Here is a 19,631-nt window from a genome sequence, read left to right on the forward strand (position 1 = left end):
CTGCCGCTGCAGTGCCACGAGCGTCAGAAACTCCATTGGTTCTGCAACGCACCCAGGCTGGTGGCCGCCGAATAGGGGAACAGGTCGAGCGGATCCATCCAGGCATCGGAGAAGTGGAGGTTCAGGTGCAGGACCAGCGGGAGCAGGATGTCGTGCCCCGGTAGTGCATCGACCTGCATCAGGGTTGCCCCCGCGGTGGGCGACCGCAGGAGCCTCCTGGCGCGCGGGTCCCACCACTGGAGGTGGCCCTTGCCCAGGACCCAGACGCTGTCCGGCCACTCCTCAGGGTCGCGACCTCGGCACCACTCCATCAGACGAGTGCCGAGTGTCTCCAACTGATTGCCGCCGAAGGCGAAAACGATGCCGGAGGTCGGGAAGTGGTCATACGTCCGACCGTAGGCCTGGGCGGTACGGGGGATGAGGCCGGGGACCGGGCGGTAGGCGGTCTTCCGGAGTTTGCGCACCTTCGCGATCTTCTCGCAGGCATCCACGAGTGCCGCGGAATCCAGCGAGGACTTGACCTCGATGACACCGTAGAGGCATTCGTTGGGAATGATCCGGTACCCCTCGAGCATGGTGAAAGGCGGCGCCCCGCGATCGACGATGACGATGTCGCACTGCGGGGACACGCTCCCGGTGGCCGCGATGATCTCCGCGTTGTGAATCGCCTCGACGTGGGAGGGCAGGTAGCCGGCGAGGAAGTCACGCACCAGAGTCTCGCGCGAGGTGCCCTTCTCGCCATTGTGCTTGAAGTTCTGGGACTGCTCGAAGTCGGCGTGCATCCGCTTGGCCACCGAGCCGAGGATCCTGCCGAGGGTCTCCTGGGTCATGGCTGAATCCTAGGGACCAGCTCGGCCTACTCAGGCGCCGGTGTCAGCCCCGCCGCCTCGGCCAGCAGGCGGTAGGAGGTGAGCAGGGCGGCGCGGTCGTGGCTGTGGGTGGTGACCAGGTACTCGTCGGCGCCGGTGCGGGCGAGCAGGGTGCGGAGGTCGGCGACGACCCGGTCCGGCGGGCCCCAGAGGTGGCCGGTGAGGGCCTGGTCGTAGGCGGTGCGCTCGCGGGGGGTCATCGGGCGGGCGAGGACCTCGGCGGTGGGGGTGAGCGGGGGGAACTCGCCGTGGGTGCGGGCGTAGGCCGTGGACCAGGCCTCGGAGACCAGGAGGTCGTGGGCGGCCTCGGGGGTGGGGGCGACCGCGATGTTGCCGGCCAGCACCACGTACGGGGCGGCGGACTGGGCGGAGGGGCGGAAGCGGCTGCGGTAGCGGTCGACGGCGGCGAGCAGGGCGTCGGGGCCGTGCGGGCCGCCGATCACCAGGGGCAGGCCGGCCTCGGCCGCGAGGTCCGCGCCGGAGCCGGTGGCCAGCACGAAGGCCGGGACCCGCAGGCCCTCGGCCGGGCGGGCGTGCACCTCGGGGCGGGAGTCCGGGGGTGGGGCGAAGTAGCCGAGCAGTTCGGCCAGTTGCTCGGGGAAGTGGTCAGCGGCGTCCTTCTCGCGGCCGAGCGCGCGGCGGACGCCGTCGGTGAAGGCCACCGAGCGGCCCAGGCCCATGTCGATCCGGTCCGGGAAGAGGGAGGCCAGCACGCCGAACTGCTCGGCGACCACCATCGGCTGGTGGTTGGGCAGCATCACGCCGCCGGTGCCGATCCGGATCCGTGTGGTCGCCGCCGCCACGGCGGCGGCGAGCACGGTGGGCGCCGACCCGGCCACGCCCGGAACGCCGTGGTGCTCGGCCACCCAGAAGCGGTGGTAGCCGAGCCGCTCCGCCTCGCGGGCGAAGGCCACCGTGTCGCGCAGCGCCTGGGCCGGCGGCTCCCCCTGGCGGATGCGGGAGCGGTCCAGCACCGAGAGGCGGAGCGCGGGTGTCGCTGTGGTCACGAGGACGTCAACGTCCGGAAGATCCGGGGGCATTCCCCGCGTTCGGGGCGAGCAGGGTGCGCAGCCCGTCGGGGCCGATCAGCGCCACGCCGTGGCCGTCGTGCACGACGACCGCCAACGGTGCGCCCGAGTCCTCGAGTTCGGCCAGTGCGGCGGCCGCGTCCCGGCCGGTGCCGAGGCGCGGCAGCGGCGGGTCGAGGTGGTCGGCGAGCGGGTCCGCCGGGGCGGCCGCGGCCAGCCGGTCGAGGGTGGCGGTCCCGGCCAGCTCCGGCACGGTCGGCTGGCGCCCGGGCGCGACCGGCGCGGGCCCGGCCGGCAGCACCGGCGCGGCCCCGGCCGCGGCCCGCTCGCGCAGTGCCGCCAGCGCCTGCGCGACCGTCGCCCGGTGGTGCAGGTACGGCAGCGGCCGCTCGCGCTCGGCGGCGGGCACCGCGTCGCCGACCCGGGGCGCGGCCGGGTCGCCGTCCAGGAAGCCGTGCTGCAGCATCCACTCGTCGTTGAAGTACTTGGAGAGGTACTGCCGCCCCGAGTCCGGCAGGATCACCACCACCAGCTCCTGCGGGCCCAGCCCCGCCGCCACCCGCAGGGCCGCCGCCACCGCCGTGCCCGAGGAGCCGCCGACCAGCAGCCCCTCCTCGCGGGCCAGCCGGCGGATGGTGTGCAGCGCCTCCCGGTCGGGGACCGGCAGCAGCTGGTCCACCACCTCCTGGTGGTAGGAGTCCGGCCAGACGTCCTCGGCCGTCTCGGGGTGGCGGAACCGGCCGGCCGCCTCGACGAAGTAGGGGCGCCCGTCGCCGCCGGAGTAGACCGAGGCCGTCGGGTCGGCGCCGATCACCCGGACCCGGCCGCCGCTGCTCTCCTTGAGGAAGCGGCCGGTGCCGCTGATCGTGCCGCCGGTGCCCACGCAGGAGACCAGGTGGGTCACCCGCCCGTCGGTCTGCCGCCAGATCTCGGGCCCGGTGGTCAGGTAGTGCGCCTCGGGGTTGGCCGGGTTGCCGTACTGGCCGGCGAACCAGCCGCCGGGCGTCCCGGCGGCGATCCGCTCGGCGACGTTGACCACGTGCTCCGGGTCGTGCTGCGGCAGCCCGCCGGGCCGGACCACCACCTCGGCGCCGTAGGCGCGCAGGGTGGCGATCTTCTCCGCGCTGCTCTTGTCCGGCAGCACCACGACCGCCCGGTAGCCCTTGGCCGCGGCCACCATGGCCAGCCCGGCCCCGGTGTTGCCCGAGGTGGCCTCGACCACGGTGCCGCCGGGCCGCAGCGCGCCGGAGCGCTCGGCCTCCTCGATCATCCGCAGGCCGATCCGGTCCTTCACGCTGCCGCCCGCGCTCAGGTACTCGAGCTTGGCGTAGACGGGGGCACCGTCCCCGCCGCCCGGGGCCCGCAGCCGCACCAGCGGGGTGTTGCCGATGAGTTCGAGCAGGGAGTCATGGGCGTCCATGGCCGCAGACTACCCGCGGGGCCGCCGCCCGATGTCCCGCCGCCCGGCCCCGCGGGGGCACCCTCCTCGCCTCCGACCGCGCCACCCCCGCCCCCCGGCGCCGGCCTCCTTCCGCTCTGGCCGTCGACGGATCTCGGCCGCGCCGGCAGGGGAGCCGGTCCCTCCTGCCGAGACCTGCCGGCGGCCGGGGAGGACCGGCTGAATGCGGGATGGGGCGGATTTACTCCGGTGGGTCCCGTTTCACGCGGCGTGCGGCCGTCGCATTCCACCCGCCGCCCGGAGAATAAACATCGGCCGTCGGGCTCCGCGATGTTGGCGGAATAGCCACTTGCTGAGGCGATCACGCTGGCTAAAGTTGGCTCCGAGCTCGCGTCACAAGAGCCAATCCACCCCTGTCCAGACTCTGGACCAACAGCTCGCGCAGCGCATCCGGATTTTCCCTGCAGCACCGGCCGCACAGACTGGCAGCGCCCGCATGAGCAGCAACTCGGTGAACAGATCAGGTTGATTTCCGATTCGGGAACGACATCTCCTACACGTTTCGGAGCATTGATGGAACACCCGCCGCGAGTCGAGGAGGACGTGCTCGTCACGGCTTCCGCGGAGTCGGCCTACCGCGCCGTGAGCGACGTCCGGCGCATGGGCGAGTGGAGCCCCGAGTGCGTGGCCGTGTGGTCCCGCAGCCGGCGGTTCGAGGCGGGGACGCGGTTCGTCGGGTGGAACCGCAGACGGCTGTGGCTCTGGTTCACCACCTGCACCGTCGTGCGCGCCGAGGAGGCGCGCGAGTTCGCCTTCAGCGTGAGCACCTTCGGCATGCCGGTGGCGCTCTGGGGCTACCGCTTCGAGGACCGGGAGGACGGCTGCCGGGTGACCGAGTACTGGGAGGACCTGCGGTCCGGCCGCAGTGCACCGGTCGCCAAACTGCTCGGCCTGGTCTTCACGGGCACCCCGCCGAAGCGCCGTCCCGCGGCCAACCGGGCGGGCATGCGCGCCACGCTGGCCAGGCTCAAGAACGCACTGGAGCGAGAGTGAGTCCCCGTCCGCGCGCGGCGAAGAGAACAAGCCGCCCTCCTGGAGAAGACGTACCGAATGACTGAATCCGCGTTAGCCGGCGGCAGCTCCGCCGACGAGGCCATCGCCCTGCACCGCGCACACCTGAGCAAGGGCCGCAGTCAACTCGCCGCGATGTTCGGCAGTCTGGTCGAGCAGTCCGCCTCGGGCAGCCTGGTCCGCACCACCGACGGCCGGGAATTCCTCAACTGCGGTGGCTACGGGGTCTTCTTCACCGGAGCCGGGCACCCCCGCATCGTCGCGGCGGTGCGGCGGCAGCTGGAGACGCAGGCCCTCTCCACCCGCCTCTTCCTCGATCCCGCCGTCGGGCTCGCCGCCCGGGCACTGACCTCGGTCGCGCCGGCCGGGCTCGACCGGGTGCACTTCTCCGGCTCCGGCACCGAGGCCACCGAAACGGCCGTCAAACTGGCCCGGGCACACGGCAAGCGCCGGCTGATCTCGATGGAGAACGGCTACCACGGAAAGACCATCGGCGCGCTCTCGCTGACCGCGAAGTCCTTCTACCAGGACCCGTTCCGGCCGCTGCTGCCCGATGTGGCGCACGTCCCGTTCGGTGACACCGTGGCGCTGGCCGCGGCCCTCGGGGCGGCCGGCGGCGAGGCCTGCGTGGTGCTCGAACCGGTGCAGAGCGAGGCCGGCGTCATCCTGCCGCCGCCCGGCTACCTCCAGGGCGTGGCGGCCCTGTGCCGGGCGCACGGCGCCTTCCTGGTGGTCGACGAGGTGATGACCGGACTGGGCCGGCTGGGCGCCTGGTGGGGCTGCGACCTCGAGGAGGTCCGGCCGGACGTCCTGCTGATCGGCAAGGCGCTCTCCGGGGGCGTGGTCCCGGTGTCGGCCGCGCTGGCCACCGAGGAGGCGTTCGCGCCCTTCGACTCCGACCCCTTCCTGCACACCTCCACCTACGCGGGCGCACCGATCGCGATGGCGGCCGCCCAGGCCACCGTCGAGGTGATCCGCGACGAGCAGCTGGTCGACCGGGCCGCCAAGACCGGAGCCCGGCTGCTGGCGGCCCTGCGCGCGATCGCCGCCGACCGGGCCCCGCACCTGGTCCGCGAGGTGCGCGGCGCCGGCCTGCTGATCGGGATCGAGCTCGTCGACGCCAGCCAGGCCGGCGAGCTGCTGCTGGAGCTGATCGACCGCCACCTGGTGGTCAACCACTCGCTCAACGCGCACCCGGTGGTGCGGCTCACCCCGCCCGCCGTGACCACCGCCGACGAGGAGGCCCGGCTGCTGGAAGCAGTGGACGGGGCGCTGTCGGCCATGGCGAAGAAGTTCTGAGACCGTCCTGTCCAGTCGACCCGACAGCATTCGGGGGACCACGCACATGGCTACGTCAAGGAAGTCGGCGAACCCGACGAAGACCGTCCTGCTCACCGGCGGCTCCGGAGTCCTCGGCACCGCGCTGGTACCGCAGTTGCGCCACCACCGGGTCATCGCCCTGGCCCATCGCAAAGCCCCCGCCGACTGCGACGCGGTGGTGTACGGCGACGTCTCCCAGCCCCTGCTCGGGCTGGGCGAAGACGCCTACCGCGAACTCTGCGCCGAGGTGGACGCGGTGATCCACGCCGCGGGCATGGTGAAGTTCAGCAGCACCGCGGAGGAGATGGAGACCCTCAACGTGCGGGGCGCCCAGGGGATGTCGCGGTTCGCCGTCGACGCGGACGCACCCCTGGTCCACGTCAGCACGGCGTACGTCGCCCGGGCGGAGGAGATCCGGGTGGCGGGCGGGGAGCAGGCCGGCCGGGCCGGCAGCAGCCCCTCGCTGTACGTGACCTCCAAGCTGGCCGGCGAGCGGATCGTCCGGGAGAGCGGCGCGCAGGCCGTGATCGTCCGGCCGTCGATCATCATCGGGGACTCGGCCACCGGGGAGATCTCCGAGACGCAGGGCCTGCACACCTTCGCCCACAACGTGCTGCGCAACCGGCTGCCGTTCGTCCCCAGCGACCCCACCGGCTACGTGGACTTCGTCCCGCAGGACCTGGTGGCCAGGGCGATCGTGACGCTGCTCGACCGGGACGTCCGGGAGGGCGAGTACTGGATCAGCAGCGGCCCCCACGCGCTCACCTCGCACCGGCTGACCGAGGTGATCATCGAGGAGGCCGCCGCCCAGGGCATCACCGTCAACCCGCTGCGGGTGCTCGCCCCGGACATCGTGGAGCGGCTGGTCCGCCCCGCGTTCTTCGACGTGGTGCCGACCTGGGCGAAGACCCGGCTCGACCGGCTGCTGGACATGTCCGCCGTGCTCTTCCACGAACACCCGATCCCCAGTTCGCTGACCGAGATCCCCGGCTGCGAGTCCGCGGCGGACGTCCGGGCCACCGAGAACGCCTGGCGGGCCTCCATCCGCCGCATGATCCAGAACCGGTACCACGTCTACGCCGCGGCCTGACCGCCCGAGCATCGGAGGGAAACCATGAGCGCGGAGCAAGCCTTCGGGCACCGGCAGAACTACCGCACCACCCGGGCGGAGTACCTGGGCGCCCTGGTGGTGGCCGCCGTCGCCTTCCTCTGGCACATCGGCGAGGTGCGCTGGGGCCCGGCGATCCTGCTGTTCGCCTACATCGACGTGATCGGCTACCTGCCGGGCCTGATCGCCTACAGCCTCTCCGAGGACGGGCGGATCCACCCGGTCTTCCACCTGCTGTACAACGTCATGCACACCTGGCTGTCGGCCGGCGTGGTGATCCTGCTCTGGGCCTGGCTGGTGGGTCCGGAGTGGGCCCTGCTGGTCGTCCCGCTGCACCTGTTCGGCGACCGCGGCCTGCTGGGCAACTACGCCAAGCCGGTGGACGAGCCCTTCGAGCACTTCGAGACCGGCCGGCAGAAGGCCTTCCGCATCGCGCGGCAGGCGGAGGTGCAAGCCGTATGACGGCCGTTCAGCTCGACGCGCTGGCGAGCATCGCCGCCTACGCCGACCACCCGAGCGGGTTCCTCGCCTACAACGACGGCGTGGAGCACTTCAGCACCCCGTCCGTGCCGGGCGTCATCGCCTACCGGCGGCGCGGGGGCACCGTGTTCACCTTCGGCGGGCCGTTCGCGCCGGCCGAGCACCGGGCCGCGCTGCTGGCCGAGTTCCGGCAGCGGGTGGTCGGCGCCCGGCAGCGCCTGGTGGCCGCCCAGGTCCGGGCCGCGGACCTGGACCTGTTCGCCGGACCGGAGTGGACGGTCAACCAGTTGGGCAGCTCCTACAGCATCGACCTGACCCGGTTCACGCTGAAGGGCAAGCCGCTGGCCAAGATCCGGCAGAACATGGCCAGGGCCGGCCGCGAGGGCGTCACGGTCCGCGAGGTGCCCGCCGCCGACCCGCCGGCGGAACTCGACGAGATCGACCGCAGCTGGCTGCGCGACAAGGGCTGGCACGTCAAGCGGATGACCTTCCTGGTGGGCGAACGCACCGGCCGCGGCATCCCGCACCGGCGGCTGTTCGTGGCCGAGCGGGACGGGGCCGTGATCGGCTACATCTCCTACTCGCCCTCCTACGGCACCCGCCCGGGGTGGCTGTACGACCTGACCAGGCGCACCCCGCAGGCCTCGGTCGGCACCATCGAACTGATCAACCACACCGCCCTGCAGGCGTTCACCGAGGAGGGGGCGGGCTGGCTCCACCTGGGGCTGACCCCGTTCGCCGGGCTCGGCACCGAGCCGGCCAACGCCAGCCCGCTGCTCGCCCGCATGGTGCCGCTGATCGCCGAGCGGGGCAGCTTCGTCTACCCGGCCCGGTCCCAGCAGGCGTTCAAGCTCAAGTGGGCGCCGCAGGTGATCGAGCCCGAGTACGTGGCCTTTTGGGGCGGACCCCGGCCGTCCTCCCTCTGGCAGCTGTTCCGCATCACCAACGCCATCTGACCGACGACCACGAGGACCACAGGATGACGACGCAAGAGCACCCCGCCGGCGCACCCGAGACCGACTGGGACCTCGCCCCCGACGTGCTGGCGGGAGCCCGGGAACTGCGGCTCAGCCCCGAGCGGTGCGACCTCGACTACTGGATCGCCAACGTCGCCCAGGGCACCCTCCGGGGGCTGGTCAACGGCCACCGGCCGGAGGCCGTGACACCCGAGCACATGCGCCGCCCCGGACCGCTGCGCGACGCGCTGCTCTCCGAGTTCTCCTTCCGCTCGATCGCCGAGGACAAGGCCGCCCGGGCCATCACCTCCCTGGTGCAGAACGCCCCCGACGTCAAGTCCATGGAGTTCTACGCCACCCAGCTGATCGACGAGGCCCGGCACGCCCAGGCGTTCCGCGCCCACATGCTGGAGGTCGGCGTCCCCGCGGCGGAACTCGACGACGTGGTCGAGAAGTACGCGGGCGAGCACCGGAGCAACGTGCTGGACCCGCTGGAGGAGTTCGGCCTGGAGGTGATGGACGGGCCGCACCCGTTCGTCTCCGGCGTGGCGGTGCTGACCATCCTGGTCGAGGGCGTCCTGGCGCCCACCGGCGAACTCAGCGAGCACAAGTGGAAGGTCGTCGACCCCGCGGCGGCCAGCGTGGAGCGGGGCGCGGGCATCGACGAGATCCGGCACCTGACCGTCGGCAGCGAGATCGTCAAGCGGCACCTGGAGCGGGACCCCTCGCTGCGGGGCCACCTGGCGGAGGTGCTCCGGCGGGGCAACGAGCTGTGGGCCACGCTGCCGGCTTTCGCCGTGCTGCAGCGCCGGGAGGAGCTGTTCCAGGAGGGCGTCCAGCAGATCGCCGACCTGGTCGGCGACTACGAGATCTGGCCGGGCCGCCGCCTGCTGGACAGCACCGTCGACGAGCGGATCGGCACCGCGCTGGAGTGGTCCGCCCGGACCCAGACCGCCCGCCTGGCCTACATGGGGATCGGCGAGTGAGCGGTCCGCCGGGGCCGGCGGCGGCGGACGGCCCGGCCGAGCGGCTGACGGTGGCACTGCCGGACGGAGCGGAACTGGCGGTGCTCCACTGGCCGGGTCCGGCCGGAGCCCCGCTGGTGGTCCTCTGGCCCGCACTCGGTGTGCCGGCCCGGTTCTACCGGCGCTTCGCCGGGGCGCTGGCCGGGCACGGACTGGGCGTGGCGGCCGTGGACCTGCGCGGGCAGGGCGACAGCCGCCCCCGGCCGGACTCCTCGGCCCGGTACGGCTACCACGAGCTCGCCACCGTCGACTACCCCGCCGTGTTCGACGCCCTGCGCGGGCGCGCGCCGGGCAGCCCGGTGTTCCTGCTGGGCCACAGCATCGGCGGCCAGCTCGGCCTGATGTACGCGGCCGGGAACCCGGCCGGGCTGTCCGGGATCCTGCTGGTCGCCTCGGGTACCCCGCACTTCCGCAGCTACCCGGGGCTGACCGCGCTGATCCCGCTGCTGGGCACCGGAGCGATGGCGGGCGTCGCCCGGCTGCGCGGCTACTGGCCCGGCGACCTGCTGGGCTTCGCCGGGCGGCAGTCCCGGGTGCTGGTCGCGGACTGGGCCCGGATGGCCCGCACCGGCCGGTTCCGCCCGGCCGGCGCCGACACCGACTACGAGCGGGGGATCGCGGACCTGCGGCTGCCCGTGCTGGCGGTGTCGGTCGGCGACGACCGGCTGGCCCCGCCCGGCGCGGTGGACGCCCTGTGCGCGCTGATGCCGCGCGCCGAGGTGTCCCGCCGGCACCACGCCGAACCGCTCGGCCACACCGGCTGGGCCACCCGGCCCGGTCCGGTCGCCGGCGAGATCGGCCGATGGATCGACACCACGCTCGCGGGCAAGCCCCGGCCCGGACCCGAAGGAGGCGGCGATGCGGTTTCTTGAACCCGAGCGCGAGATCCTGGAGACGTTCCTGCCCGGACTGGACGAGCGGCTGGCCGCCCTCCCGCTGAAGGAGCGCGAACGGCCGCAGGGTCCCGCCCTGACCCTCTTCAAGGAGGCGGGCGGCCCCGGCTTGGTGGTGCCCGCGGAGCACCACGGGCTGGGCGCGGGCGCCGTGCAGGCCGTCCGGCTGCAGCGGGCGGTGGCCTCGCGCAGCCCCTCGCTGGCGGTGGCCACCACCATGCACCACTTCTCGGTCGCGGGCCTGATCCAGGCGTACGAGGCGACCAAGGGCCTGGAGTGGATGCTGCTGGAGGCCGTCGCCGACCAGCGGCTGCTGATGGCCTCCGGATTCGCCGAGGGCAGGTCGGGGCAGTCGATCCTGGCCTCCGCCATCACGGCCCGGCAGGACGGCGAGGACGTGGTCCTCAACGGGTCCAAGAAGCCCTGCAGCCTGTCCGCCTCGATGGACCTGCTGACCGCCTCGGTGGCGCTGGACACCGACAGCGGACCGCAGTTGGCCGTGGCGCTGGTCCCGGCCGCCAGCCCCGGCATCTCCGTGCACCCGTTCTGGGGCACCGCCGCGCTCGCCGGCGCCGAGAGCGACGAGGTGCGGCTGGCGGACGTCCGGGTGCCGGCGGCGATGGTGGTCCGCACCGAACTGGGCGAGGACGGCAGCCTGGACCGGATCCAGACCGTGGGCTTCATCTGGTTCGAGCTGATGATGGCGGCCTCCTACCTGGGCATGGCCAGCGCCCTGGCGGAGCGGGTGCTCGCCCGGGAGCGGACGGATGCCGCCGAGCGGGCCCGGATCCTGGTGGAGCTGGAGGCCGCGATGGGCGCCGTGGCCGGCGCCGCCGCGCCGCTGGACGGCGACGGGCCGGTGGGACAGGCGGAGCTGCTGCAGTCCCTGGTGGTCCGCTTCGCGGCGCAGGACACCATCGACCGGGTGGTCCCGCGCTGCCTGGAGGCGCTCGGCGGCATGTCGTACGTCTCCAGCGACGAGACCTCGTACCTGGCCGCCTGCACGGCCGCGTTGAAGTTCCACCCGCCCTCGCGCGCCTGGTCCGGCCAGGCGCTCTGCACGGCCTACGCCGGCGGGCCGCTGGTCCTGGGCTGACCGTGCCGGCCGCCCCCGGCGGACTCTCCGGCACTCGATCTTCTGGCGCCCTCCTGGCGTTCTCTGGCGTTCGACCTTCTGGAAAGGACCCCGCAATGCCTTGCTCGATACGTGTCGAGGGACTGCTCTCAGGCCGGGACGCGGACGAGGTCTTCGACCGCATCCGCGACTTCGAACGGTACGCCGACCACACCGACGCCGTGCGCGAGGTCACGGTGACCGCCGACCGGGCGGGCACGGTCGACTCCGCCTGGGCGGTCAACTTCCGCGGCGGAGTGCTGCGCTGGACCGAACGGGACGTGATCGACGCCGCCGCCCGGACGATCGCCTTCGAACAGCTCACCGGGGACTTCGCCCGGTTCGTGGGCAGCTGGGACGTCCGGCCGACCGGTGACCGGATCGCGGTGCTGTTCTCCTGCGAGTTCGACCTGGGCATCCCCAGCCTGGAGCCGATCATCAACCCGGTCGCCATGCGCGCCCTGATCGACAGCATCGGGCGGATCCTGCGCGGCCTGCTGGGGGAGGGGATCGAGCTCACCAGCAGCCACCAGGACACCGCCGCCGTCGCCTGAGGCCGCTGCCGCGGATCACCCGCTCGGCGTTCCCACCGCCAGGCACTGGTAGTGGCTCCCGAAGTGCACCAGGGGGTCGGCGGTGCCGCGCTGGTCGCACCAGACGGGCTGCCCCAGCACGAGCAGGTGGTCGGCGGCGGCGACGGTGCGCTCCAGCCGGCACACCAGGGCCGCCATCGCCCCGTCGACCACCGGGACCTCCCGGACCAGCCGGTGGCCGACCCCGTCGAACCGCCGGTCGGCGGGTGCGGTGGCGAACCGCTCGGCCAGGTCCCGGTGGTGGCGGCCGAGCAGGTTGATGCCGAAGGCGCCCGCGCCGGTGATCGCGGCCAGGGTGCGGCTGCCGCGGTCCAGCGACACCAGCACCAGCGGCGGGCTGAGCGAGATCGAGGTGAAGGAGCTGGCGGTGCAACCGGTCGGCCGGCCCTGGGCGGTGGCGGTGACCAGGGCGACCCCCGTGGCCCAGCGGCGCAGCACGCTGCGCAGGGCCGGTCCGGTGACGGCGCCAGGGTCCGGCCGGGCCGTCACGACACCCTCACCCCATCCGACTCCGATGCCGCTTCCGGGTCCGCCTTCTCGGCCTCCGCCAGATCGGCCTGATGGGCCGTCGGATCGCCGAGCGCGAGGTGGCATTCGGCCCGCTGCCGCAGCAGGTCGGCCCGGTCGGCGCCGGGCAGCAGCAGCGCTGCGGTGTAGTCGCGGCGCGCCGACTCCCAGTCCCCGGCCTGTTGGTGGACGTAGCCGCGGTTGTAGAGCAGGTCCGGATTGTCGGCCTCCACCGCCAGCGCCCGGGTCAGGTCCGCGACGGCGGTGCGGTGGTCGCCCGCCTCCAGCACCAGGGCCGCCCGGTTGGCCAGCGCGCTCACCAGGTCGGGCTCGGCGGCCAGCGCCAGGTCGAAGTCGCGCAGCGCCTCCGCCTCGGCACCGGCGTCCAGCGCCAGCAGCCCCCGCGCGCACAACAGCCGGGCGTTGCCCGGGTGGTGGCGCAGCCCCTGCTCGATGTGGGCGAGCGAGCCCGCCGCGTCCTCCTGCTCCCGCAGCAGGCTGGCGAGGTTGATCCGGGCGTCCAGCTCCTCGGGTTCCAGCTCGAGCACGTACGCCAGGTCCGCGATCGCGCCCGCCAGGTCGCCGAGTTCCAGCCGCAGGTCGGCCCGGTTGTAGTGCAGCTCCCAGAACGGCGCGGTGAAGGTGATCGCCTCGCTGTAGTCGGCCAGCGCGCCCGGCAGGTCGCCCATCCGGCGTCGCACGTCGGCCCGGTCGAAGTAGTAGTCCGGGTAGTTGGGGTCCAGCTCGATGACAGTGCTGATGTCGGCCAGCGCCTCGTCCAGCCGGCCGAGCGCCGCGTACACCCGGCCGCGGTTGTGCACCAGCACGGAGCGGTGCAACCGGTGCTTCTCGGCGGGGAGTTCGCGGTCGATGTCGGCCAGACCGGTGTCCACCAGGCGCAGCGCCTCGGCCAGGTTGCCGAGGTGCAGCTCCACCAGGGCCAGGCCGTTGCGGTTGAAGACCGTCTGGAAGACCCGCTCGTGGTGGTCCGTCAGCAGGGAGGCGATCGCCAGCACGTTGTTCAGGTGGGCCTTGGCCAGCTGGTGGTCCTTCTGCCCGCTCGGGTAGTAGCGCGTGTAGAGCATGGCGAGGGCGTAGCCGGAGAAGATGTGCAGCATCGGCTGGTGGAACATGGCGCGCAGCTCGATGTAGCGCCGCTCGGCCTGCTCCGGCCGGCCGAGGACCGCCAGCGCCGTGGTGACCTTGGTGCCCAAGACCCAGTACTTGCGGGGCTCCTGGACCGGGTCCACCAGGGCCGTGCCGCGCTCGGCCAGGTCGAGCAGCGCCTCGTAGAAGCCCATCGAGACCAGGTACTCGGCGGCTTCGAGGAAGGCCTCGGCGGCAGCCGCCCGGTCGCTGCCGTGCTCCAGGTGGTACGGGATCGCGCCGAGGCGCAGGCTCCAGTCGCCGCTGCCGCGCAGCTCGGCCGCCCGCCGGTCGTGCAGCCGGGCCCGCTCGGCGGGGTCGGCGCGGTGGTAGGCGGCCTGCGCGGCGGGGTCCCCGGAGGTGCCGTCGGAGTCGACGTAGGCCTGGGCCGTGGACTGGTGCTCCGTCGGATCCGCTTGCTCCTGCGGCTCCTGCGGTTCCTGGACGGCGCAGTGGGCGGCGAGGGCGGTGCCGAGCTCGGGGGCCGGTTCGGCGCCGCCGGCGTGCACGGTGACGGTCACCAGCTCGGGCCGGGTCCGGCGCAGCAGGATGGCAAGGAACTCCTGGTCGGTGTGGTCGGCCTCGTCGACCCGGTCGAAGCAGAGCGCCAGCGGCCGGCCGAGCTCGCGGGCGTGGCCGTGCAGGAACTCGACGATGCCGTGGGCGAGCCGGCGGGTGCGCTTCGCCGGGTAGAGGCGGGTGCGCTCGTTGGGCACGGCCAGCGAGGTGAGGGTCTGCCGCCCGGCGCCGGTCAGCTCCTTGAGCTCCGGAGCGGCGGAGAGGATCTCGACGGCGTGGTGCGCCACCAGCTCCGGGTGCGCCCGGTGGGCGTCCGGCACCAGTGCGCGCAGCAGGGTGCCCACGCCGGTGTACGGTCCGCGCAGCCGCCGGTGGCAGTCGGCTCGGACGTCGTACCGGTCCGCGGGCGCGGTGCCTTCGGGCTGGAGGCGCCAGGTGTGGGAGGTCACGGATCTTCCTTTCGTGAGGGCGCGGGCCGGTCAGGCGGCGGCGCGGCGCTGCCGGCGGCCGACCAGCAGGGGCAGCACGAGGACCTGCACGACGATGACCAGCAGGGCGGTGGCGGCGTCCCAGAGCCGGCCGTCGCCCAGCGAGCGGTGCGCGATGCCGTCGGTGAGGCGGTGGACGAAGGTCACGGCGGGCAGCACGACGGTGAACACGGCGGCGACCAGCAGGACGGCGGTGCCGATCGCGGTCAGCAGGGCGAACCAGGGGGCCAGCGCCCGCTCGCGCGCCGACCAGGGCTCCGCCGCCCAGCCGCCCCGGCCCAGGCGGTGCCGCAGGTAGGCCGAACCCACCTCGTGCAGGTTGGCGCAGCCCAGGGCGGTGGCGAGCACGTAGTAGAGGTCGGTGCGCAGGAAGACCAGGAACTGCCAGGCCAGCCGGGGCAGGATCAGGTAGGCCGCGGCGAGGGCGAACCGCCCCAGCCAGGACGGCCCGGTCGCGAAGTCGGCGGCCGCCGCGAGGGTGAGCATGCCGAAGAGCACGACCTCGCCGAGCATCCCGGCCAGGAAGGGCAGGTAGCGCTGCCCGGGCCGCACGCCGAACAGCGCGTTGAGCCGGGTCTCGAAGACCACGAAGTAGAGCCGCCGCCCGATGCCCAGACCGGTCGGCAGGCCGAGCCTGCGGCCGGCCAGCACGTGCCAGCTCTCGTGCCAGAGCGTCAGCGGCAGCTGCAGCATGGCGAGGGTCAGCTCCACCGCGACCAGGGAGGGGACGAAGAACAGGTTGCGGGCGTGCGGCCGCAGCCGGGGCTCGCCGGTCATCGCCGCGATCGCCAGGGCGGTGATCAGCGCGTAGCAGAGCCAGCCGAGCGGTGAGAACAGGGCGCGCCCCCAGGCCTGGAGGCGCACCGGACGGGGCTCGGCGGCGGCGCCGGCCTCCCGGACGAAGCCGAGGTCGCGCATGGACTCGACGAAGTCGGCCAGGTCGACCGGCTCCCCGTAGGCCGCGTCGTACCAGGCGGCGGCCTCGGCGAGCGGCATGCCGTCGGCCAGGCGCCGCAGCAGCGCCGCGCCGTCCTCCGGCAGCAGCGCGTAGGAGCCGGTGTCGGGCCGGCCCACCAGGGTGCCGTCGCGTTCGGTGACGAAGGTGAGGGGGTGGAACGCGAGGTCGGCGGTCGCCATGGTCTCTCCCTCGGAGCGGTGCGGGCCTCTCGGACGGGTGCGGTGCGGCGGACCGGGCCTGCGCGCTGCGGCGCGCAGGCCCGGGGCGTCACCGGATCAGCAGATGCCGATCACGATGACGTAGAGCGCCGGCGAGGTCAGCTTGATGGCACCGGTCTTGCGCACGGTGATCTTCTTCATGGTTCGACTCCCTGAATGAAGAGGTGAGTTGGCGCCGCTCCACCCCGGTGGTGGATCGGCGGTTCCGACGGTGGCATGCCACCCGCCGGGCGGGCATGGGTAGTCGCTCCCCGTCTTCCCGCCGCCGCCCGGGACGGAAAACGGGGGCCCGCTCCCCATACCGCGGCCCGGCCGGGCTCGGACACCATCCATGCCATGCGAGATGACGCCCTCACCGTGATCGCCTGCGGCTCGGTCGCGGCCAAGGACCTGCCGAACTACCTGGTCTTCCTCCGCCAGGAGGTCGACCTGCCGCTGCGGGTCCTGCTGACCGCGAGCGCCGCGCGCTTCGTCCACCCCCAGGTCGTGGCCTGGCACGCGGACGAGGTGTTCGCGGCCGACGACCCGGCCCTCAACCCCACCGAACTGGCGCACCGCTCGCTCGGCCTGGTGGTGCTGCCCGCCACCGCCCACACGCTGGCCGCGGCGGCGCTCGGGCTGGCCGGCACCCCGGCCCAGACGGCCCTGCTGGCCCACGAGCGGCCCGCGCTCTTCTTCCCGAACATGAACGGCTCGATGTGGCACAAGCCGGTGACCCGACGCCACGTCAGCACGCTGCGCGCCGACGGCCACACCGTGGTCGAACCGGTCGAGCGCGAGATGTTCGTGCTGTGGCAGCGGGAGAACGGCGTCGGGCCCGGCATGCCGATGCCCGACGAGGCCGCCGAGACCATCGTGAAGTGGCTGGAGGACGCCCTCAACGGAGGCGAGGAGTCGGCATAGGGTGCACAGCGGACGGACCGGATCGGGCAGACCGGAGGGGATCACGATGACGGAACCGCGCGCGGACCGGTCCGGTGGACTCGTCGGACGCGAGGACGAACTCGACCTGCTGGGCCGCGCCCTGCACGACGCGCGGCAGTCCCGGGGCGGCACGGTCTGCGTGACCGGAGAGCCGGGGATCGGGAAGACCAGACTGGCCGCCGAGGCGGTCGCACTGGCCCGGGAGACCGGGATGACGGTGCTCAAGGGCCGCTGCGTCGCCACCGGCCCGGCCGTGCCGTACCGGTCGCTCACCGAGGCGCTGCTCTCCCTCACCCGGGCCGGCGGCGCGCCGCCCATCGGCGCGCTCGGCCCGTACCTGCCCGTGCTGGGCCGGCTGGTGCCCGAGTGGGCGACCGGGGACGCCTACGACCGGTCGCCGATCGTGCTGGCCGAGGCCGTGCTCCGGCTGGCCGCCGCCTGCGGCCGGGAGCGCGGCTGCCTGCTCGTCATCGACGACCTGCACGACGCGGACCCCGAGACGCTGGCGGTGCTGGAGTACCTGGCGGCCAACCTGGCCCTGCTGCCGGTCGCCGTCATCGCCACCCTGCGGGACACGCCGGGCGCCGCCCACGAGCTCGCCGACACGCTGGCCCAGCGCGGGGAGGCCGGCCTGCTGCGGCTCGGCCGGCTGGAGGCCGCCCAGGTGCACCTGCTGACGGCGAGCTGCCTCGGCTGCCCGCCGGCCGAACTGCCCGCGGAGGTGTCCGGCCGGGTGCTCGCCGACAGCAGCGGAATCCCCTTCACCGCCGCCGAGTTGATCCGCGGCATGCGCGCCGAGGGCCGGCTGGTCCGGACCGAGGGCCGGTGGCGGCTGGTCGGCACCAGCCGCGCGGTCATCCCGTTCACCCTGGTCCGGGCGGTCGAGCAGCGGGCCGAGCGGCTCGGCGCGCAGACGCTGCGGCTGCTGTCGGCCGCCGCCGTGCTGGGCCGCAGCTTCCCGCTCTCGGTGGCGCGGCGCTGCACCCTGCCGGAGGAGCACGACCTGGCCGGCTCGCTGCGCGCCGCCGTCGTCGACGGCCTGCTGGTGCCGGACGACGAGCGCGGGCCGGACTGGTACGCCTTCGAACACCCGCTGACCCAGGAGGCCTTGCTCGACCGGCTCACCCCGGCCGACCGGGCCGAGCTCGCCGCCCGGGCGGTGGCCGCCATGTACGAGCTCAACCCGGGCCTGCCCGGCACCTGGTGCCTGTTGGCCGCCCGGCTGCACGGGCAGGCGGGGGACCGCCGGGCCGCCGCCCTCGGCTACCTGGAGGTGGCCCGGCGGGCCCTGGCCGGCCACGGGCCCGGCACGGCGATCGCGGTGCTGCACGAGGCCCGCTCGGCCCTGGGGCCCGTCGACGGATCGCCCCTCCTCCCGCCCGACGACGCCGTACCGGCGGGCGTGCGAAGGGAGTTGCTGGAGACCCTGCTGTTCGCCCTGGCGGACGACGGCCGGCTCGACCGGGCCACCGAGGTGGCGCAGCAGCTGCGCCGGGCCGATGTGGAGGCCGATCCGGGACGCCGGGTGGAACTGCACGTGCGGCTCGCCTGGGCGGCGCAGGTGGCCGGGCAGTGGGACGCGGGGCTGGCACAGGTCCGCGCGGCCCGGGCGCTGCTGCCCGAGGGCGCGGGCGCGCGGGAGACCGCGGGGATCGACGTGGTCGAGGCCTACCTGGCGGTGTCGACGGCGGAGCAGGGCCGGATCGCCCGCAGCGAGCAGCTGGCCCGCCGGGCGATCGAGGGCGCGGAACAGCGCGGCGACCACACCCTGGCCTGCCAGGCCTGGTACGCGATGGGTTTCGCGACCCGGGGGCGCTCGCTGGCCGAATCCGACCGGTGCTTCCGCCGCACGCTGCGGCTGGCCGCCGAGAGCCGCCAGGTGAGCTGGCACAACCACGGGTTGATCGGCCTGGGCAGCAACGCCTGGCTGGCCGAGGCCGATCCGGACGGGCTGCAGCACGCCCACCACGAGGCGACGCGCACCGGGTGCGTCAGCCTGGCGCACAACGTCGGGGCGATGCTGGCGCTCGACGCGGTGCTGCGGGCCGACTTCGACCGGGCCACCGCGCTGCTGGACGGCTCGATCGCCGAGACCGAGCGCCTGCAGCTGCACTCGGTGACCCGGTACGCCCTGATGGTGAGCGCGGTGGCCGCCGCCCACCGGGCCCGCCGGCCCCAACTGCGGGCGGCGCTGGCCCGGTTCCGCAGCGGCGGCGGGGAGGAGTCGCGGGAGGCACCGCTGGTGCTCGGCCTCGCCGAGCTGTTCTGCGCACTGCTGGAGGAGGACCACGAGCAGGCGGCGGAGCTGGCCGCGCGGCTGGCCGCCGCCGTCCCGCCGGACGAGGAGAACTACTTCCACCTGGCCGGCAGCCACGGGCTGGTGCTGTTGCTGTCGGCACTCGCCGGGCGGGCCGACCGGGCCGAGGTCGACCGGATCGCCGCCGGCCAGGCCGGCCGGATGCGGTGGAACCGGCAGTTCGTCGGCCTGGCCCGGGCGGTGCTGCTCGGCCGGGACGGCCGAGGGGCCGAGGCGGCGGCCGCGTGCCGCACCGCGCAGGCCGACGCGGCGGTCTTCCCGACGGCCCGTCACCTGGGCCTGCGCCTGGTCGCCGACGCCGCGCTCACCGACGGATGGGGGGAGGCCGGCGACTGGCTGGTCGAGGCCGAGACCTACTTCCACCGGTCGGGTGCCGACGCCGTCGCCGCCGCCTGCCGGTCCCGGCTGCGGTCGCTGGGCGCCCCGGTCGGGCGGCGCCGCACCGGCACGGATCGGATTCCGGCCGAACTCCTCGCGCTCGGCGTCACCTTGCGGGAGTACGACGTGTTCCGGCTGCTGGTCGAACGGGTCGGTAACAAGGCCGTCGCCGCCCGGCTGCAGATCTCGCCCCGGACGGTCGAGAAGCACATCGCCAGTCTGATCGGCAAGACCAATTCCGGTTCCCGCGCGCATCTCTGCGACTTCGTGGCGGAGTTCCTCGCCGCACGATAGGGCCCCGGGGAGTCTGATCCACCACC

The 19,631-nt window shown here is 73.9% G+C and carries 17 protein-coding genes; 11 read left to right on the forward strand and 6 right to left on the reverse strand.

What is annotated here, in order from left to right:
- Positions 1-23: 23 nt before the first annotated feature.
- From ACFYNO_RS09485 to ACFYNO_RS09495, 3 genes are read right to left on the reverse strand one after another with little or no spacing between them, the layout of a single operon-like run.
- Positions 24-830, reverse strand: a complete 807-nt coding sequence (locus tag ACFYNO_RS09485; protein WP_388007977.1) for a DUF6602 domain-containing protein — start codon at positions 828-830, stop codon at positions 24-26.
- Between the two features lie 26 nt (positions 831-856).
- Complete coding sequence (locus ACFYNO_RS09490) at positions 857-1,876, reverse strand: LLM class flavin-dependent oxidoreductase (protein ID WP_388007980.1); 1,020 nt, start codon at positions 1,874-1,876, stop codon at positions 857-859.
- 7 nt (positions 1,877-1,883) lie between these two features.
- Positions 1,884-3,317, reverse strand: a complete 1,434-nt coding sequence (locus ACFYNO_RS09495; protein WP_388007983.1) for a PLP-dependent cysteine synthase family protein — start codon at positions 3,315-3,317, stop codon at positions 1,884-1,886.
- Between the two features lie 552 nt (positions 3,318-3,869).
- Here ACFYNO_RS09495 and ACFYNO_RS09500 point away from each other — a divergent pair.
- The 9 genes from ACFYNO_RS09500 to ACFYNO_RS09540 all read left to right on the forward strand — a co-directional run bounded on the left by ACFYNO_RS09500 (position 3,870) and on the right by ACFYNO_RS09540 (position 11,817).
- A complete protein-coding gene (locus ACFYNO_RS09500; protein WP_388007986.1) occupies positions 3,870-4,349 on the forward strand; it encodes an SRPBCC family protein in 480 nt (159 codons plus the stop codon).
- Positions 4,350-4,406: 57 nt separating this feature from the next.
- Positions 4,407-5,666 (forward strand): aspartate aminotransferase family protein, encoded by a 1,260-nt coding sequence (locus ACFYNO_RS09505; RefSeq protein ID WP_388007989.1) that lies wholly within the window; start codon positions 4,407-4,409, stop codon positions 5,664-5,666.
- Between the two features lie 46 nt (positions 5,667-5,712).
- Positions 5,713-6,777: an SDR family oxidoreductase gene (locus ACFYNO_RS09510; RefSeq protein ID WP_388007992.1), complete on the forward strand. Its 1,065-nt coding sequence runs from the start codon at positions 5,713-5,715 to the stop codon at positions 6,775-6,777.
- Between the two features lie 24 nt (positions 6,778-6,801).
- Positions 6,802-7,257 carry a hypothetical protein gene (locus tag ACFYNO_RS09515; protein ID WP_388007995.1) on the forward strand — a complete coding sequence of 152 codons (456 nt, stop codon included), beginning with the start codon at positions 6,802-6,804 and terminating at the stop codon, positions 7,255-7,257.
- Positions 7,254-8,231 (forward strand): bifunctional lysylphosphatidylglycerol flippase/synthetase MprF, encoded by a 978-nt coding sequence (locus ACFYNO_RS09520; protein ID WP_388007998.1) that lies wholly within the window; start codon positions 7,254-7,256, stop codon positions 8,229-8,231. Before ACFYNO_RS09515 ends, ACFYNO_RS09520 begins: the two co-directional genes overlap by 4 nt.
- Positions 8,232-8,254: 23 nt before the next feature.
- Positions 8,255-9,217, forward strand: a complete 963-nt coding sequence (locus tag ACFYNO_RS09525) for a VlmB-like protein (RefSeq protein WP_388008001.1) — start codon at positions 8,255-8,257, stop codon at positions 9,215-9,217.
- Entirely contained in the window at positions 9,214-10,128 is a 915-nt protein-coding gene (locus ACFYNO_RS09530) for an alpha/beta fold hydrolase (protein WP_388008004.1), read from the forward strand. The genes ACFYNO_RS09525 and ACFYNO_RS09530 overlap by 4 nt, the downstream gene beginning before the upstream one ends.
- Positions 10,115-11,245, forward strand: coding sequence for an acyl-CoA dehydrogenase family protein (locus ACFYNO_RS09535; protein WP_388008007.1), 1,131 nt, complete (start codon positions 10,115-10,117; stop codon positions 11,243-11,245). Before ACFYNO_RS09530 ends, ACFYNO_RS09535 begins: the two co-directional genes overlap by 14 nt.
- A gap of 95 nt (positions 11,246-11,340) precedes the next feature.
- On the forward strand, positions 11,341-11,817 hold the full coding sequence (locus ACFYNO_RS09540) for a type II toxin-antitoxin system RatA family toxin (protein ID WP_388008010.1): 477 nt from the start codon (positions 11,341-11,343) through the stop codon (positions 11,815-11,817).
- A 15-nt stretch (positions 11,818-11,832) separates the two neighbouring features.
- Here ACFYNO_RS09540 and ACFYNO_RS09545 read toward each other — a convergent pair whose 3' ends face one another.
- Genes ACFYNO_RS09545 through ACFYNO_RS09555 form a run of 3 tightly spaced genes read right to left on the reverse strand, consistent with a single transcriptional unit; the run spans position 11,833 to position 15,653 of the window.
- Positions 11,833-12,345 carry a flavin reductase family protein gene (locus ACFYNO_RS09545; RefSeq protein ID WP_388008013.1) on the reverse strand — a complete coding sequence of 171 codons (513 nt, stop codon included), beginning with the start codon at positions 12,343-12,345 and terminating at the stop codon, positions 11,833-11,835.
- Entirely contained in the window at positions 12,342-14,477 is a 2,136-nt protein-coding gene (locus tag ACFYNO_RS09550) for a tetratricopeptide repeat protein (RefSeq protein ID WP_388008016.1), read from the reverse strand. Before ACFYNO_RS09550 ends, ACFYNO_RS09545 begins: the two co-directional genes overlap by 4 nt.
- A 30-nt stretch (positions 14,478-14,507) precedes the next feature.
- Positions 14,508-15,653, reverse strand: a complete 1,146-nt coding sequence (locus tag ACFYNO_RS09555) for a hypothetical protein (RefSeq protein ID WP_388008019.1) — start codon at positions 15,651-15,653, stop codon at positions 14,508-14,510.
- A 375-nt stretch (positions 15,654-16,028) separates the two neighbouring features.
- Here ACFYNO_RS09555 and ACFYNO_RS09560 point away from each other — a divergent pair, with 375 nt between their 5' ends.
- Together ACFYNO_RS09560 and ACFYNO_RS09565 are read left to right on the forward strand one after the other, a co-directional pair.
- Positions 16,029-16,595, forward strand: coding sequence for a flavoprotein (locus ACFYNO_RS09560; RefSeq protein ID WP_388008022.1), 567 nt, complete (start codon positions 16,029-16,031; stop codon positions 16,593-16,595).
- Between the two features lie 46 nt (positions 16,596-16,641).
- Positions 16,642-19,605, forward strand: coding sequence for an ATP-binding protein (locus tag ACFYNO_RS09565; RefSeq protein ID WP_388008025.1), 2,964 nt, complete (start codon positions 16,642-16,644; stop codon positions 19,603-19,605).
- Positions 19,606-19,631 lie beyond the last annotated feature (26 nt).

Origin of the sequence: Kitasatospora sp. NPDC006697, assembly GCF_042869935.1 — a bacterium.
Taxonomy (GTDB): Bacteria; Actinomycetota; Actinomycetes; order Streptomycetales; family Streptomycetaceae; genus Kitasatospora.